The sequence below is a fragment of the Pseudoalteromonas sp. JC3 genome, from assembly GCF_030291895.1.
GTDB lineage: Bacteria > Pseudomonadota > Gammaproteobacteria > Enterobacterales > Alteromonadaceae > Pseudoalteromonas.
Window position 1 is genome coordinate 1,489,120 of record NZ_CP127855.1, and the last position, 16,915, is coordinate 1,506,034.

The 16,915-nt window shown below is 47.1% G+C and carries 8 protein-coding genes; all 8 read right to left on the minus strand.

Annotated features, from left to right (window positions below):
• Positions 1-2: 2 nt before the first annotated feature.
• The 8 genes from QSH61_RS06070 to QSH61_RS06105 are packed head-to-tail and all read right to left on the minus strand — an operon-like array spanning position 3 to position 16,915.
• Entirely contained in the window at positions 3-7,865 is a 7,863-nt protein-coding gene (locus QSH61_RS06070; protein ID WP_286123468.1) for a non-ribosomal peptide synthetase, read from the minus strand.
• Between the two features lie 3 nt (positions 7,866-7,868).
• A complete protein-coding gene (locus tag QSH61_RS06075) occupies positions 7,869-12,422 on the minus strand; it encodes a non-ribosomal peptide synthetase (RefSeq protein ID WP_206471220.1) in 4,554 nt (1,517 codons plus the stop codon).
• Positions 12,423-12,445: 23 nt separating this feature from the next.
• Positions 12,446-13,201, minus strand: a complete 756-nt coding sequence (locus QSH61_RS06080) for a thioesterase II family protein (RefSeq protein ID WP_102056427.1) — start codon at positions 13,199-13,201, stop codon at positions 12,446-12,448.
• A complete protein-coding gene (locus QSH61_RS06085) occupies positions 13,198-13,905 on the minus strand; it encodes a hypothetical protein (RefSeq protein ID WP_102056428.1) in 708 nt (235 codons plus the stop codon). Before QSH61_RS06085 ends, QSH61_RS06080 begins: the two co-directional genes overlap by 4 nt.
• The gene (locus QSH61_RS06090; RefSeq protein ID WP_039496061.1) at positions 13,902-14,633 is read right to left on the minus strand and encodes an SDR family NAD(P)-dependent oxidoreductase; all 732 of its coding nucleotides are present in this window, start codon (positions 14,631-14,633) and stop codon (positions 13,902-13,904) included. Before QSH61_RS06090 ends, QSH61_RS06085 begins: the two co-directional genes overlap by 4 nt.
• Before the next feature lie 11 nt (positions 14,634-14,644).
• The gene (gene fabZ / locus QSH61_RS06095; protein ID WP_010369411.1) at positions 14,645-15,043 is read right to left on the minus strand and encodes a 3-hydroxyacyl-ACP dehydratase FabZ; all 399 of its coding nucleotides are present in this window, start codon (positions 15,041-15,043) and stop codon (positions 14,645-14,647) included.
• The gene (locus QSH61_RS06100) at positions 15,040-16,155 is read right to left on the minus strand and encodes an ABC transporter permease (protein WP_010369409.1); all 1,116 of its coding nucleotides are present in this window, start codon (positions 16,153-16,155) and stop codon (positions 15,040-15,042) included. The genes fabZ and QSH61_RS06100 overlap by 4 nt, the downstream gene beginning before the upstream one ends.
• Positions 16,148-16,915 (minus strand): ABC transporter ATP-binding protein, encoded by a 768-nt coding sequence (locus QSH61_RS06105; protein ID WP_010369407.1) that lies wholly within the window; start codon positions 16,913-16,915, stop codon positions 16,148-16,150. The genes QSH61_RS06100 and QSH61_RS06105 overlap by 8 nt, the downstream gene beginning before the upstream one ends.

Here is a 16,915-nt window from a genome sequence, read left to right on the forward strand (position 1 = left end):
GGTTAAATCCTCATGCTATTAGTTTGTTCTTGTTGTGATCCGGAGTCTGCTTTAATTTCGATATCCACGCTCAGCGTCTCTAAGTTGTCGACGATTGCGGCAATATGGGTATGTTCAAACAAGGCTGAAATTGGGATGTTTAAATCCAGTGCTTTATTACATGCATTCATCAACCGGATAGCCGAGATAGAGTCCCCCCCGATACTGAAGAAATTATCTTCAATGCCCACTTGTTCAAGGCCAAGTACCTGCTGCCAAATCTCACAAAGCTGGGTCTCTAAGGCATTACGCGGTGCCACATAGAGGTTGTCGGCTTGAAGCTCCGGCGCGGGGAGTGCCTTACGGTCAAGTTTACCGTTACCCGTGAGTGGAATATGCTCGATTAGGGTAAAGTGACTGGGTACCATATACTCAGGTAAAGCAGCACTTAGGGCGAGCTTTAATTCGGTAATTTCAAGGTCAGGCTCTGTGACAAGATAAGCGGCTAATGCTTTACCTTGCGGTGCAGGCACATCAATCACTACAGCGTTTTGTACGCCTTGCTGGTCGACAATAGCAGCGGCAATCTCGCCTAGTTCGACACGATAACCACGAATTTTCACCTGCTCATCGTTACGACCGAGATACACCAAGTCGCCGTTGTCTAGGAAGCGGGCAAGGTCACCGGTTTTGTACAGCTTGCTATGGGCGGGGTCGTGACTAAATGGATTATCAATAAAGCGCTCAGCATTGAGTTCAGGGCGGTTTAAGTAACCCCGGGCAACCCCAAGGCCTGAAATATATAACTCACCCGGCGCACCAATGGGCATGGGCTGCAGCGACTCAGACAACACATGAAGATTAACGTTAGGGTAGGCTTTACCTATGCCTTGATGAAGGCGAGGATAGGCCTGCGCGAGCATCGCACCGACTGTGGCTTCCGTTGGGCCATATTCATCGAAAATAGCGTTCACATGGTCGCTTAACGCATCAATGGCCTGCTCGGTCAACGCCTCACCACCGAGCATTAGGGCATCAACTTGTGCATCGCTGCCAGGCAATAGCGCCATGGCAAGACTCGGTGTGGTTTTCACAAAGCCAACGTTCGCGGCATTTAGGTGAGCTCTAAAAGCGGCGGCATCAAGAATATCGCCTTCATAGACACACACCGTTTGTCCAGCAAGGAGCGGGCATAAGGTGGTGGTCACCGACAGGTCAAAACAGTAGTTAGAAGAAAAGTCGATATTACGATACTTGTCACCTAACTGGCGGGTTAAGGCGTGAAGATAGTAAAGCACATTGTGCTGCGTGAGCATTACGCCTTTTGGTTGTCCGGTTGTCCCTGAGGTGTAGATGATATAAGCCAAGTTAGCCAACGCGGTTGGACGCACTAAGTTCTCGTGCTCCACCGCCAGCGCATGGGTGTTTACGCCGAGCGCCTTCACACCGAGCGCCGCCGCTTTTCCAAGCACAGGGTTAAGTGACGGCAAGTGGCTTTCCTGGGTTAGCACTAAGTCGGTGTTGGTGTCAGTTAAAATAAACTCAACCCGAGCTTCTGGGTAATCTGGTGAAACAGGCACATAGGCACCACCGGCTTTGAGCACGGCCAAAATAGCAATAAGCATCTCGCTACTGCGAGAAAAGTAGAGGGCGATAGGGGTATCGGCAGGCAATAGGCCAGCTTGGGCTTTGGGGTGCTGAGCAAGGATTTGCTGTGCAAGGGCATTGGCTTTACCGTTCACTTCGGCATAAGACAGCGTTTCACCGCTGCTGGTTAACATGGCCGTCTGCTCAGGGGTGTTAGTGGCATGCTGCTCTACTAAGCTGGCCAGATCTTTATCGGTGGCAAACGACTCGGCGTTGTTGTGCCATTGGCTAAGCGTTGTCTGCATTTGGTTATTGACCAAGCTAATGCTTTGATGGCTTTGTGTCAGTCGCTCCCCAAGCTGAACCAAAATAGCTTGTACTTGGTCAAGGATCCATTCTGCCCGTGCGGTGCTCAGCCATTCCCCGTTGTAATGCATCACAAAGTCTAAGCGGTCTTGCTCGCTTTGAGCCACCACAGAAAGCGGATAGTCGCCTTTTTCTATTGATTCTCTAAACTTCCAGCTGCCGGTATTTTCTGGAGTCGGGTAGTTTTCAAATACAAAGAGGGTATGGAACAAGCGTTGACCATCACGTTGCAGTTTCGACAAGCTCATGTCGCTGTGGCTATTGAGTGCAGCTACGCCTTTTTGAATGGCTTTGAGAATGTCATTACAACTTGCTTCTGCTTGCCAATTCACCACTAAAGGTAAGGTGTTGATGAACAAACCGACCGCTTGTTCAATCCCATTGACTGGAATTTCACGACCGGAAACTGTGCTACCAACAATCGTTTGGCTATCACCAGAATAGGTTTGTAGTAACTTATGCCAAGCAAATTGCAGTGCAACGTTGAGGGTTACGCCAGCTTGTTGACAAGTATGTTGTAGCGACCTAAACGCCTCGTCTTGAAGGCTAAATTGTACCGATTGCACTTGCTCAACAATGCGACTTTGCGATAAGTCATACTGACCACCAAGCAACAAGTTAATATCGTTTGCGGTATCAAATTCGGCTTGTTGTTGCTGCCAGTATGTCTGAGTTTGCTTGGCATTTTTAAGGTAATAAGCTTGCGCCTCTAAATAGGTTTGCTGCGCTTGCACCTCTGGTGTTTTCCCTGCACAAAGCTGGCGATAATACTCAGCGACTGCTTGCAGCATTAACGGTCCACTCCAGCCATCATTAATGGCATGGTGTTCGGTTTTGATAAGTGTGTAGAGGTTTTCACTGCGCTTAAATAAGGTGAAGCGAATAAGCCCCGGTTGACTTAGGTCAAACGGAACTTGTCGATCTTCGGCTTGCGCTTTGCTGATGGCTTGCTGTTGGCCGTGCTCGTCAAGGGATGACAGATCTACTATGGTGAAGTGGCTGTCATCGATACTGGCGTCGCGACACACTACTTGGAGTAGACATTCTTGCCAATCAAAAGCGGTGCGTAGAATAGGGAAGCGAAGCGACGCTAAACGCCAAGCACTAATAAAGTGTTCAACCTCTAGCGCTTGTTCAATATCCATGACCAATTGCACTCGGTAGGCATCATCCGTTGGGAAGTTAACAGCATGATAGATAAAGCCTTGTTGCAAGCTATTTGCTGGGTAAAGTGCTTCGATATTATAGTGCTTGCTCAGCGCTTGATAATGCCCATAAGACAAGTCGCTTAACCCCAAATCGCTAGGGGTTTGCTGCGGTGCTTGCGCGGCTAGTTCACAGCTTGCATTAATGACCTGATGAAGCGCCATTTCAAAGTGCTCAACAAATGCCAACGACTGTGACTGGTTCAACCTCGAAACCACATCAAAGTGAAGCTTGTCACCGCGAACTGCGCCATTGATGTTGAGTAGCAGTGCATTGTCAGCCTGAGCGTTTGCCTCAGTCATCACATAGCCTGCTTGAGTATCATCCAGCTGCCAATCTCGGTTTTGCTGTTGTTGCTGATTCAATTGACCTAGGTAGTTAAAGTTCACCTGAGGGCGAATTGCGCTGACTTTGTCTGCTTGCACAAAAGCGCCATAACCCACGCCTTTATCCGGGATTTGGCGCAGCATTTCTTTGGTGTTTGCGATGGTTGCAATCACGTCGTCGTGGTGTTCAAGGCGCACAGGATACATACTGGTAAACCAGCCTAAGGTTTGCGACACATCCAAGCGCGGATCTATATTTTCACGACCATGACCTTCAAGTTGAATATGATTAACGGTACTGTCAAAAGTGCTGTGTAGGGCAATATTGAGTGCCGCCAAAAGCAAGTCGTTAATGTCAGTATTCAAACCAAGATTGGCATCTCGTAGCAATTTAGCGGTCGTTTCTTGCGCAAACGTGATGCTGTATTGTGATTGTGCTGAGTAAGTGGGTTGGCTAGTAAAGCCTTTTTGTACCTGCTGCCAATAGTACGCTTGCTCAGGGTGAGCCGAAGGGTAGGTGGCAATGGCATCCACCCACTGACGATAGCTGGTAAGCTTGTCTGTTAGTGCTTCACCATTTAATAGGGTTTGTAAGTCTTGGCTTAACACCCGCCACGATACCACATCAATAATGGCATGATGGAAGGCAAAGAATACCTGACTGCCCTCGGCCGTTTTCACCAACGCTGCCTGCCACAGGGGGCCATTGAATAAATCAAATTGGCTTTGTAGTTTGGTCAATTCGTTAAATAACGCGTCTTTACTCAGAGCCGTTGCATCAAGTAATGGGACTTCAAGCTCTATTGCCGCTTGGTACGCTTGTTTTACCCCGTTGCTGGTCTGAACAAAGTGACAACGTAGCATGTCATGATGCTCGCTCAGCGCTTGAATAGCTTGAGTCAGCCCCGGGTGTTCAATGTGTTCAGGTAAGTTAAGGGTAAATGCTTGGTTCCAATGGTGTGGATTTGGTAGCCCTAAATCGAAAAACCACTGTTGGATAGGCAGTAGTGCAAACTCACCACTTAATCTACCTTGCTCCGTGATAAGTTCAATGGTTTCAGTGCTAACGTGTTGAATTAAATAGGCCTGCGCTGCCACGCTTGGGGCGTCAATGATGTCTTTAACCTGAAGGTTAAAGCCAGCTTTACGCAGCGCAGACACAAGTTGAATACTGACAATAGAGTCGCCACCGACTTTGAAAAAGTCATCATTAACGCCCACTTGTTCTAGACCCAATACTGACTGCCAAATACCACACAATTGTTTTTCTAATTCGCTGCTCGGGGCTTGATAGTTGTCTTCATCCACAACGGTTGGAATAGGCAATTGCTTGTGATCCAGCTTACCATTGTTGTTAAACGGTAACGCCGACATCACTTCAAAGTAGCTTGGGATCATGTAGCTAGGTAAAACCTGAGCCAGTTCCTGTTTTACTGCATTGAGGTCTAACTCGCCGTGCTCTGGTACCACGTATGCAGCAAGTTGCTTGTTGCCCGCTTGTTCGAATACCACCACAGCGGCGACTTTCACTTGCGCCAATTCGTTGAGTTGAGCTTCTATTTCAGCAAGCTCAATCCTAAACCCGCGGATCTTCACTTGGTGATCGTTACGGCCTAAAAACTCTAGTACGCCAGACTCGGACCAACGTCCTAAGTCTCCCGTTTTATACAGTTTATCTAGCCCGAGTTGTTTGGCCTTTGCGCTTGCAAACGGGTTATCGATAAAGCGCGCAGTACTCATTTCTGGTTTATTAAGGTAGCCACAGGCAAGTCCGGCACCCGCTATAAATATCTCGCCTGTCGCGCCGTATGGCACTGGATTAAGATGTTTATCAAGCAATAATACTTGGCGATGATTAATGGCTTGGCCGATGGGCACCGGGCCATCAATATTGGCACATGGATAGAAAGTGGTAAATGTCGTGCTTTCAGTTGGGCCATATGCGTTTATCACCAACTCTGGTCGCGTATCTCTGGCGAGAATGCGTTTAACTATGCTTGGAGTGATTGCCTCACCGCCTGTTAGTACGCAGCGGACATTGTCATAAATATCAGGTTGTTGTAAATACAGCGAATCAAACAGTGTGCGCGTTAGCCAAAGTACACTAACACCGTGTTGTTTAATTAACCTTGATAGGCTGTCAGGATCCGCGCCTTGTTGCGCACTTGCTACAACCAATTTGCAGCCGTTTATCAGTGGTGTCCAAATTTCAAACGTTGCGGCGTCAAAATTTGGATTAGATAGGTGAATAAACACGTCGTTTTCTGACGTGTTTATTAAATCAGTATCTTGTACCAAAGAAACAACGCCACGGTGTGGAACGACCACGCCTTTTGGCTCACCTGTCGTACCGGATGTATAGATCACATAGGCTTCGGTTTGCGCATGTGCGCCTGATAGTACGGGCGCTGTATCAGACAAAGACAAGCTATCTAAGCAGGTAATTTGCGGCTCTGCATCACAACTTACAACGAGTGTTTCGATACGCGGGCGCAGCTCGCTTTGTGTTAAAATCAAACCAAGTTGCGTGTCGTTGAGCATATACTCAATGCGCTGATCTGGATAGTCAGGGTTAAGCGGTACATAAGCACAACCCGCCTTTAGGATAGCCAGTTTTGCGATTACCATTGCAATAGAGCGTTCACAGAAAAGCCCAACAAAGCGATGGCTAGCGCCAACGTCCACATGATCTTTAATGTAGGCGGCAAGATTATTCGCGCTTTGTTCTAATTCTTGATAGGTCAGCTGCATTTCGCCTTCAACCAGCGCTATTCGAGTTGGCGTTTTTTGTACTTGCTGAGCAACCAATTCATGGATAGTAGAGTGCAAATAATCCGCATGCTCATCTACCTCAACCATTGGTGCTCGCTCATCATTACTTAACAAAGAAATTTGGCTATGCGGCTGGTTCTCATCAGCAATAATGGCATCTAACACCAATGTCATTTGGGTGAGCAATCGCTGTGCTTTGCTTGGTGCCAGCATGGTTTCGCAGAAGCTCAACTTAAGTAGCAAGATATCTTGTTGTTCAACAATGCTGATGGTGAGCGGATAGTCTACTTTTTCAATCATCTTATCGAACGACCATTCGAGTACGTCTTGTCCCGCTGGCGTCGGATAGTTTTCAAATACAAATAGACTGTTGAACAGGCGAGTATTCGGCTCTTGTAGTTGCGACAGTGAAACACTGCTGTTGCCGTTAAGTTCTGCAATTTTTTCTTTCAGCGCTGTAAGCTGGGTGCGAATACTGGCCGTTTCTTGCCAATCAAGGGAAAGAGGTAGAGTATTGATATATAAACCAACACTGGCATGGATCCCGTCAATGGGTAGTTCACGACCCGAGACCGTTGTGCCTACTATGGTTTGCTCAGCGTCGCAGTAATATTGCAGTACTTTATGCCAAGCAAATTGCATTAAGACGTTCAGCGTTAGTCCGTGTTGTTTAGCAAATGCTTTGAGCTGTTGATGGCGCTCTGAAGAGAGCTTTAATTCGCTCGCCGCTGCTTTGTGGATCTGTGACGAGCCAGATTGGTCAATATTTTTACTCAATAAGCGGTTGATATCATTGGGCTCACCAAATTGTGCCTTTTGGGTTTGCCAATAGCTATCGCTAGATTTTTGATTTTGCTGATAGCGCGCTTGTGTTTGTAGGTAAGCCGTTTCTTCTTCAACAATGACCGGCTCGCCTTTGGTTAGTTTGGCGTAGTTTTGATGCACGGTTTGCAGCATCACCGGAAAGCTCCAACCATCGCTGATGCTGTGGTGTTCTGCTTTAATTAGGGTGTAATGTGCATCGGCGCGTTTAACAATAGCAAAACGCATTAATCCAGGTTGAGTCAAATCGAAAGGCGTATTACGGTCGTCGTGAATGAGCTTATCGATACGCGTCTGTTGTTCAATGTGGTCTAACGTGCTGAAGTCGTGAAAACTGAAGTGACTTGGGGTAAATCCGGCCCCTCCTTTGATCACTTGGATGATTTCATTTTCCCAGTTGAACGCGGTACGTAGCGCAGGGTAACGCATTGATGCCAAGATCCAAGCCTGTTGGTAAGCATCGACATCGAGTGCTTGATGGTAATCGATGACTAACTGAACGCGGTAAGCATCGTCATTTGGTTGGGCAAGGTGATGATAAACAAAACCTTTTTGCATACTGTTAGCATCAAAGATGGCACGGATCTCAGATGCCTTTTTATGCTCAGTCGCTAGTAACTGTTCAAAGTCTTGTTCGGAAAAAACTTGCTGCGATACAAGGTAATCTAATAATGCGGCTTTATTTGCTTTGAGGTAATCAACCCATTGTTGGCTGAGTCCTTGCTCACCATGGACAATTTTAAGTTTGTCTCCATTGGCCCAAAGCGCAATGTTATCCTTTGCAAGTGATTGGCATAAATTCAACATGGTTTAAATCTCTAATTCTTGTGTTTTTTCAGACTGAGTCGTGGTTTGTTCTAGTTGTGTTTCACTTAACTGGGATTGCAGTGCAGCTAGTTGCTCCTGAGAAAGCGAGCCCGCGCCAAAGTCGCTAGGGGTGCTTACACCGCCGCGCTTTTTCGCCTCGAGCGCTGTATCCAATACATCATGCAGCGCTTGTGTTAAGTGAGTAGCGAAGGCATCGGTAAGATTGCCATCTAGTAATGAATCCACTTTGATCCTAAGTTGCTCGCCCTGAACCAGCGCATTGATATCGAGGATCAGATCCGAGCCGTTTTGTGCAGAACTTGTCTCGGTTTGCAGTTGGTTGTCTATTTGCCAAAGCGCATCGCTTTGCCCACCCATTTGGCCCAAGTAGTTAAAGCTGATACTTGGCAACGTTAAGCTGGTGTCTTGCAGTTGTGCACTACCAAAACCAAGACCTTTATTCGGGATCTGGCGTAGCGCTTCTTTGGCATCAATAATGGTGTCGCTTAGTGTCGCTTGTTGAGTCAGGCGTAGCGGGTACAAACAAGTGAACCAGCCAATTGTTTGGTTGATATCAGCATCATCACGCCACATTTCACGACCATGACTTTCCAACGTGATAGCATGCTGAGTTTGCTTAAAGGTTTTACTCAATGCTTGGCACAAAGCAGCCAGTAGTAACTCTTCACCTTGCGTATTGAAGCCTGCATTCGCGTCACGTATTAAGCGGGCCGTGGTGTGCGCGTCTAGCTCTAACCAAGCGGTTGACGGTGTTGCAGCCATGCTTGGCGGATAGCTTGGCAAGTTGGTTGCTAAACGCTGCCAAAATGCCATTTCCTGCGGGTGTGCTGCCGAGTACGCTTGCATCATTTCTACCCACTGTCGATAGCTGGTACGTTTACTCAGCAACTCTCCTTGTGCTAAAAGGGTTTGCAGATCTTGCGCGATGATCCGCCAAGAAACCGCATCGATGATTAAGTGGTGAAGTGCAAAGTGAAGCAGGTCGTAGTCTTCGCAAAACGCTTCGATATGTGTAACTTGCCAAAGTGGGCCATTACAAATATCGAACTGGCTTTGTCGCGCGTTGAGTTCTGCTTGTACATCGTGTGACTTGCCGTTAAGGACGTTGAGTGGCGCCATGGTACTCACATCGTTATATTCTTGCGTAATATGGCCTTCAAATTCCATAAAGGTTGTGCGCAACATATCATGTTGATCACTTAAACTGTGTAGCGCCTCTTGTAATTGAATTTGGCTAAGGCCGCTTGGGATCCTGATTGCAAATGCCTGATTCCAATGATTCTCCTCCGGTAGTGCTTTATTGAAAAACCATTGTTGAATTGGCAGTAGATCAAAGCGTCCGCTCAGCAGGCCTTGCTCCTGTGTTATCTCTCGTTGATTCGCTTGTACGCTAGCAATACGCTGACTTAACGCCGCTGCAGTTGGACAATCAAAGATATCTTTTACTTGCAGTTCAATGCCTTGCTTTCTGAGCAAAGCAACGAGTTGAATCGTGAGAATAGAATCACCACCGATAGCAAAGAAATCATCTTTGGTGCTCACTTGCTCAACACCAAGCAAAGTTTTAAATGCTTCACACAGTTGCGCTTCCGTTTCGTCTTGCGGCGCCACATATTCGCTTTGGCTTACCAGTTCAGGCTCTGGCAACGCTTTACGGTCTAATTTACCGTTGCCAGTCAAAGGTATTTCCGCAAGCTCAGTCCACGTTTTTGGCTGCATATAACTGGGTAGCGCTTGACTCACATGGGCTTTCACTTGGGCAGTTTGGCCGTGATGTTGTGGCTTAAACTTGATATAAGCGGCTAGGTAGGGAACACTTTGTAGGGTACGGTCGATAACCACCGCTTGGGCAACTTCTGGCAATTGGTTGATCACGCTTTCGATTTCACCCAGTTCAATACGGTAGCCACGGATCTTCACCTGATTATCGTTACGACCGATATACTCCAACTCACCATCCGGCAGGCGTCTTGCCAAGTCACCGGTTTTATACAGTCTGGCTCGTCCTTGTTGAATATCTTGTTCGCTTGCGTACGGGCTGCTAATAAAGCGTTCTTGACTGAGCGCTTCGCGGTTTAAATAACCACGAGCAAGACCTGCACCGCCAATATATAACTCACCGCAGGCACCGGGTTCGACCAACTGCAATTTGGAATTTAGTACGTACGCTTTCATATCTAATATGGGTCTACCGATATGAGAGGCTTTAGAACTTGATTGTTGCGTGAGTGCTTTATAGGTGACATGCACCGTGGTTTCAGTGATCCCATACATGTTGACCAATAGCGGCTGTTCATCGCCGTAGCAGTTCCACCAAGGGTTGAGCATTTCGGGGTTGAGTTTGTCACCACCGAAAATCACATACCTCAGTTTGTCAAAATTCAATTTTGCACTTAGTGCCGCTGCACTAAATTCATAGAATGCGGCAGGAGTCTGATTAAGCACAGTCACTTGATTATCTGAGCAGTAGTCTGCAAAGGCCTCAAAATCGCGGATCAGGCTGTTGTCAGGAATACAGAGTTTACCGCCATAAAGTAGGGCGCCCCACATTTCCCATACACTAAAGTCAAAAGTATAGGCATGGTAAAGCACCCAAGTATCGTGATGGTCAAAGCCATAATCTTGCTCCGTCGCCGTGAACAATCGAGCGACGTTTTCATGAGTTTGCATCACGCCTTTTGGTTGGCCTGTCGTACCCGAGGTATAAATGATGTATACCAAATCCTGCGGTGATTGGTGTATGACAGGGGCTGTGTCGCTTTGTTGCTGAGCATTGAGTGGTGTAACTAGTGGGCAAGCCACCTCCGCCAAACGGCATTTGTCTTTTGCAGCGGCATACTCTTGCTCATCGACAATCAATAGGCTTGGGTTGGTATCACTTAGAATAAAGGTTGTTCGCTCGCTGGCATGGTCGGGAGACAGCGGCACATAAGCCGCACCCGCTTTCGTGACAGCAAGAATTGCAATCAGCATCTCGATAGAAGGCTGCATGTACAGCGCAATTAACGTATCGGCAGTGAGGGTTCGCTGATACTGAGACTGATATTGCTCCCGTAAATGCAAGGCAAGGGCGTTGGCTCTGGCGTTAAGGGTTTTATAATCGATAGATTGTGTTTGGGTTTGTAGCGCGATTTGATCTGGGTGTTTACTTACCGCTTGTTCAAACCAGTGATTTAAAGTGGTGTCGGAAAAGAACGTTTCATTATCTTGATTGCTGCGCGCCAAGATCAGCTTTTGCTCTTCTTCATCCAGTACAGGCAGCTCGGCGATATTAAGATCGCTAGAGTGGGTAAGTAATTCAATAAAGCGCGCCTGAATATCGGTGATCCGTGTCATTGCCACGCGAGAAAAGACAGACTTAGCGGCGACTACTTTACGACAAAGGCCACCTTCGGTTTCAAAATGCGTAAATTCGATATCAAATTGTGAAACACCAGGCTCAATGGATACCCCTTTGATAATGGTATCTCCCGCTGTGCCCAAAGCAAGTTCATACCCTTGGCGACCAATCATCAACGGGGTGATCCCTGGACGAATACCATTGCTTTTTAGCTTGGCTAAGTAGTTACAGGTGACATTAATATGCTTTGCAGCGTCTTTATTATTATTTCCTGAAAGCAGTAATTGGGTGAGCTGGTTACTGACTTCACTGATAAGCGATGCACCTGTGTACTGCTCAATATCGCAAATAGAAACCGTTTCAACGTCTGAGTAATGACCTAAGATCGCGCGTGTTTTACGGGTGCGGCGAGCCATCGGGATCCCTATGGTCAAATCGGTTTGCCCTGTGGTATGAAATAAAGTCAAAAAGACGCTGGCAAGCACGACGCTAAAACTCGTAACACCAGCTTGAGAGGCCACCTGTTTTACTTGTTTGAGTGCCTCTGGGTTTTCTTCACGAAACGCGATGCCGTCATAATGGTGCGCTAGTGCCTCAGTATTACTCTGGTAAAAATCGATAGGATAGAGTTCGCTCTGTTGTGAAGTTGCTGCACGCTCAGGCTTTTCTTCAAACATCACTTGATAATCAAGGGGGGCGAGATCAAGTTCAGAGTTATCAAGCACCGCTTCTACACATGCGAGTAAATCGCTCATTAGTACTTGCAATGCCCACTGGTCACAGTTGATGTGATGTCCTTTGATGGTCAATAGCAACCGAGTTTCTGAGCTACAAGCGTAGAATTGAAAGGTCTCTTTAGTGATATCGATGGCTTGCTCAATTAAGGTTTTGGCGGTGACAGAGTCACTAAAAGCGGCAATCTCATCAGGCACGGCTAATAACTTAGGGGCACAGGCTAATAATTCGAGTTGTGGTTCGCCTTGAGCCTCATCAATACGACTCGATAAAACTGGGTGCCTTGCAAATAGCAACACCAAGGCTTGCTCTAGTGCCTCGGCTGTGAGCCCGCCGGTAAATTGTACCGCGCAAGCGATGTTATATACTGGATTTGCCAAATCAAGCTGTTGGGCTTGCCATACGTGAAGTTGCCTCGTTGTCAGTGACTTGAAATTGGCGGAATTGGACTGTGAGTTCATTGCGTGATCCTTGTTTTTTCGCCTTAACACAACGGCTTTTGCCAGTTTGCTTTTTGGTATTTTGTTTGCTGCAAGCGTGCTAGGTGTCGCGCTACTGCGGCGACAATCACCTCACACGCTAGCGTTGGGCGTTGCTGTAAATACATATGACCGCCATCGACATGATGGTATTGAAAATAGTTCTCGCAGTACTCAGACCAAGCTTGGTGTGACTCAGGCTTAACCAAGTGATCTTGTGTGGCGAGGATCAGTTCGACCGGCATCGTTAACGTAATGTCAGTACTGACGGGTTGCTCGGCTAACATAAAGTCGTCTTTAAACATGGCGGCCACAACCGCTTCTACGTCCTTCGTTAAACGATGTTTAGGCAGCATGTCGAGATGATATAAAGTCGTGAGCAAGTCCGAGTCAGTCAATTTTGAGTACTGGGTAGCTGAAGGAATACTTGGCGCGCGACACCCTGATAGACAGAGTAAATCCGGTGTTGTCAGTGCGTGTTTAGCAAGATGATCGGCAAGCTTATAAGCCACCATCCCGCCAAGACTGTGACCAAAAAACACGCACAGCCGCTCACTACGCGGCTGAAGTTGCGTGCTACTACTTAGGTGACTAAGTGCCTCATCCCAGTCCCGTAAAGATTGCATGCCTGCTTTAGTACCACGGCCCGGTAAGTCGATGCCGTGGAGTTGCCAATGCGCAGGTAAATGTTTGGCCCATTCCCTAAAAAACAAAGAAGAGCCACCTGCGTGATGGAAACAGTATAAGTCAACCGGCATCATAGCTTGAGCTCCAGCGTTGGTGTGAATGCGATGGATTGACCGGTGAGCATGGTGTTGGTTTTCATAAAGTTGACTAGGTATTCCACCAAGTCTTGATAGCTGTATACCGCAGGTCGTGCACCCAATACGCCTCCTTTTAGGTTGCGCTTTTGGATTCTTGCGGCTTTGCTATCGGTAGCCAGTAGCGGTAACACAAAACTGTTAACTGCCAGCTTGCTACCTTGATACTCGCGCGCGAGCGTCATCATCAACGCATTATGAGCGTGGTTACAGACACTGGCGGTGGCTTCTAATTCGTAATTTAAGGTGTCTGATTGAGTTAAAAAGACGAGGTTTCCACCACTTACTCTGAGGTTGTCCGCGATGACTCTGAGGACCGAAAATACGCTTTCTAGACGCGCAATCACTTGCTCGCCAACGGCAATGTCTTCGAGTAGATTGCTTTCATCAAGGCGATTGGCACAATGCAGTACCATCACTTCTTGCTGATTATTATTGAGTTCAAACCAATCTAGTAATGTATTGGTATTTAACTCCGAGAGGGGAGCGTTGAGGTGGATATGGCTCGCTTCTGGATTATGCTCGAGCACCTCAGCACTTGCATTGATAAGGAGTAACGGATGTTTTTGCGACAGCAAATGGGTAACGAAGTGGCTATCAAACTCACTTGTTGGATAAAGTAAAATAAATGCTTGAGCATTCATACCGCAAGCCCTCCATCCAAACGAAGCACATTTCCAGTTTGGTAGTTAGAGGCGCTAGAAGCGAGATATAGCGTGGCATCAGCAATCTCTTTGACGCTCCCAACACGACCTAGTGCGGTATGCTTAAGCACTGGGTTGATAATGCTTGCGGGGATATCATCAATCATATCAGTTGCAATAAACGTCGGAGCGAGTGCATTACAGTAAATACCACAGTGACCATATTGCCGCGCAATAGTCCGAGTGAGGCCAATAATTGCGCCTTTTGAGGTCGCGTAGTTGGCTTGGCCTTCACGTCCGCTTATTCCACTTTGCGACACCATGTTGATGATCTTGCCTGCACCTTGCTTAGTCATGACTGGTAACACCGCTTGGCAACACAGCAATGTACCCTTGAAGTTGATATCTAACACGTTATGAAAAGCGTCGTACGACATCTGAGAGAACAAGCTATCATTCGTGATCCCAGCGTTATTCACTAACACATCAACCCGACCCGTGTCGCTTATCGCTTGGCGAATAGCGGAGTTGACGAACTCGCTGTCGGTAATATTGCCGCTTTGTTGAGTGAAACGAGCTTGATACTCAGGTTTGTGTAACTCCGCGATGGGGGTTTGTGTGCGACAAATACCGTATACTCGAGCACCACCTTGCAAAAAGGCGAGTGCGATGCCTTTGCCTATCCCTTTGGATACGCCAGTCACTACTACTGTCTTTCCAGTAAACACAACCAAGTTCCTTAATCCGTGTAAACAATCGTGAGTTCAGCTTTTGCAACCAACTCATCTTCAACGTGTGCTTGTGCTTTAAAGCGCGCCATCGCACCAAATTCAGTTTCTAGTTTTGCCGTTACTTTAATGATTTCGCCGGGGCGAACAGGGCGACTAAATTTGGCTTTTTCTATGGAAGACAGCATGCCCCCTTTGTGCGTGTTGTTGCAGCACAAGCCGCTGATCTGCGCCATGGTCTCAATGATTAACACACCCGGGAAAATAGGCTCATCCGGAAAATGTCCTTGCAGGCCTGGTTCGTTATGCGAGACGAACTTCAATCCAACAATCATCTCTCCCGGTGAATGTTCGATTATCTTGTCTGCAAACTTAAATGGTGCCTTATGCGGCAAGTTATCGGTGATCATGATTTTTCATCTCCCCAGTCAAAGCAGAAGTAAACGATGAGGAAGAACACCACGCTGGTGACGCCTAAAATAATCAATTGACGACTTACCGCAGCCAGTTCAACGCCTTGGTTTGCGACTAAGCGCAGTGCATCCAAAAACGCAGTGGTTGGCAGTAACGAAACTATTTCTCGCAGTAGAGTGGGGAAGTTAGCGGTGTCGAAATAGATGCCCGATAAAAACATCAACGGAAAGTAAAGTAAGTTAGCTATCCCTGATGAGACTTCAACCCGTTGGCTACGGGCGCCGACTAACACGCCGAGCATACAGATACAAAATGAACCGAGTGCCATTACTGCAATGATATCCAGCACGTTTCCTTGCAGCGTGTAACCAAATAAAAAGTGAAATGCGACGAACAGAATCAGCATTTGGAACACCAGCAAGAATAAGCGTGCGAGCACGATCCCAATGATGTAATCACGGCGTTTGAAAGGAGAAAGGCGTAGACGTTTAAAAAAGCCGTTTTGTCTGTCCGACACTAAACTGTTGGCAATCGACACCAGTGCTAAACCAAGGACTTGTAACACGATGATCCCCGGGATCAACCAGTCAGTGTAACGATAACCTTTGACGCTAATGACATTGCTTCGCATCTCTTCGCCGTTAGCTTGCGCTTTAAGACGCAATAGATAGTTACGTGCCATTAACGACTCATCGGAGTTATGAGTAGAAAACATAGCATTGGGGGCAAGATAAACTTCAGGGCTCACCTCATTTTGCAGCTTACGTAGCACTGAGCCTGGTGAGCTGATCACTTCCGCCAGCTGAGCAGAAGCAAAGCTGTCTTCCAGCACAATTGAATCGGTTTGTGAGAGGCGGGTAACGGTAACGAGTGGATCTTCCTCCATCGCTTTAAGCCATTTCTGTTCAATTTGCTCGCCATGCATCACCACCACATTCATAGGAGACATTTTTGGTCCACCGGAGAAGGCTTGGATCAACAATAGGGCGATAAAAATAGGTAAACCGAATGTCCATAGCAATACCGCTTTATCACGGAAAAAAGGTCGAATATTGACCATCATTAATTGCCAAAATGGATATAACTTAGTTTGACTTAACTCAGGCATAACTTTCCCTCTCCATCGTGGAACCTGTGAGTTTCAAAAATACGTCGTTGAGTGTGGCTTTTCTGGGTTCTTTAATCACCGGAGTCTCAAAGGTGCGATTAATAATGTCGCTTGGCGCGCCTGACTCTATGATTTGACCTGAATTAATGATGGCTAAGTTGTCGCATAAGAACTCTGCCTCATCCATGTAGTGCGTCGTTAACATCACACAGGTACCAGCTTCTTTGAGATCTTTAATGATGTGCCAAAATTCCTGGCGACTCGTGGGGTCAAGTCCCGTAGTTGGCTCATCTAAAAACACCAACTTGGGCTGGCCAACCACTGCCATCGCCAAAAATACGCGTTGCTTTTGTCCACCGCTGAGTTCGCTTAGCCAAGCGTCCTTTTTCTCGCTTAAATTGAAGCGCTCAAGCAGCGTATCAATTGGCGTGTAGCTTGGGTAAAAGCTGGCAAATAGCTCGACGCACTCTTTTACTTTGAGTTTTTCGTAGAGGTTATTGTGTTGCATCACGCCACCCATAAGGCTGCGAAGTTTGGTTTCGTGTTGCTTCCAATTAAGACCGAATAACGTCACTTCACCTGACGTTGCACTACGCAAGCCCTGAAGTATTTCCAACGTCGTGGTTTTTCCGGCGCCATTGGGCCCAAGGAGTCCAAAACATTCGCCTTCGCTAACGCTAAAAGAGACGTCATCGACGGCAACTTTTCGTGTTCTTTTGTAGACCTTCCTTAAGTTCTTCACTTCGATCACGGTCGTCAT

Excerpts from the sequence above, each read along its gene's own strand:
- QSH61_RS06105 (WP_010369407.1), bottom strand. The coding sequence starts at position 16,915 with ATGACGACCGTGATCGAAGTGAAGAACTTAAGGAAGGTCTACAAAAGA.
- QSH61_RS06070 (WP_286123468.1), bottom strand. The coding sequence starts at position 7,865 with ATGTTGAATTTATGCCAATCACTTGCAAAGGATAACATTGCGCTTTGG.
- fabZ (WP_010369411.1), bottom strand. The coding sequence starts at position 15,043 with ATGATCACCGATAACTTGCCGCATAAGGCACCATTTAAGTTTGCAGAC.
- QSH61_RS06075 (WP_206471220.1), bottom strand. The coding sequence starts at position 12,422 with ATGAACTCACAGTCCAATTCCGCCAATTTCAAGTCACTGACAACGAGG.
- QSH61_RS06085 (WP_102056428.1), bottom strand. The coding sequence starts at position 13,905 with ATGAATGCTCAAGCATTTATTTTACTTTATCCAACAAGTGAGTTTGAT.
- QSH61_RS06100 (WP_010369409.1), bottom strand. The coding sequence starts at position 16,155 with ATGCCTGAGTTAAGTCAAACTAAGTTATATCCATTTTGGCAATTAATG.
- QSH61_RS06080 (WP_102056427.1), bottom strand. The coding sequence starts at position 13,201 with ATGATGCCGGTTGACTTATACTGTTTCCATCACGCAGGTGGCTCTTCT.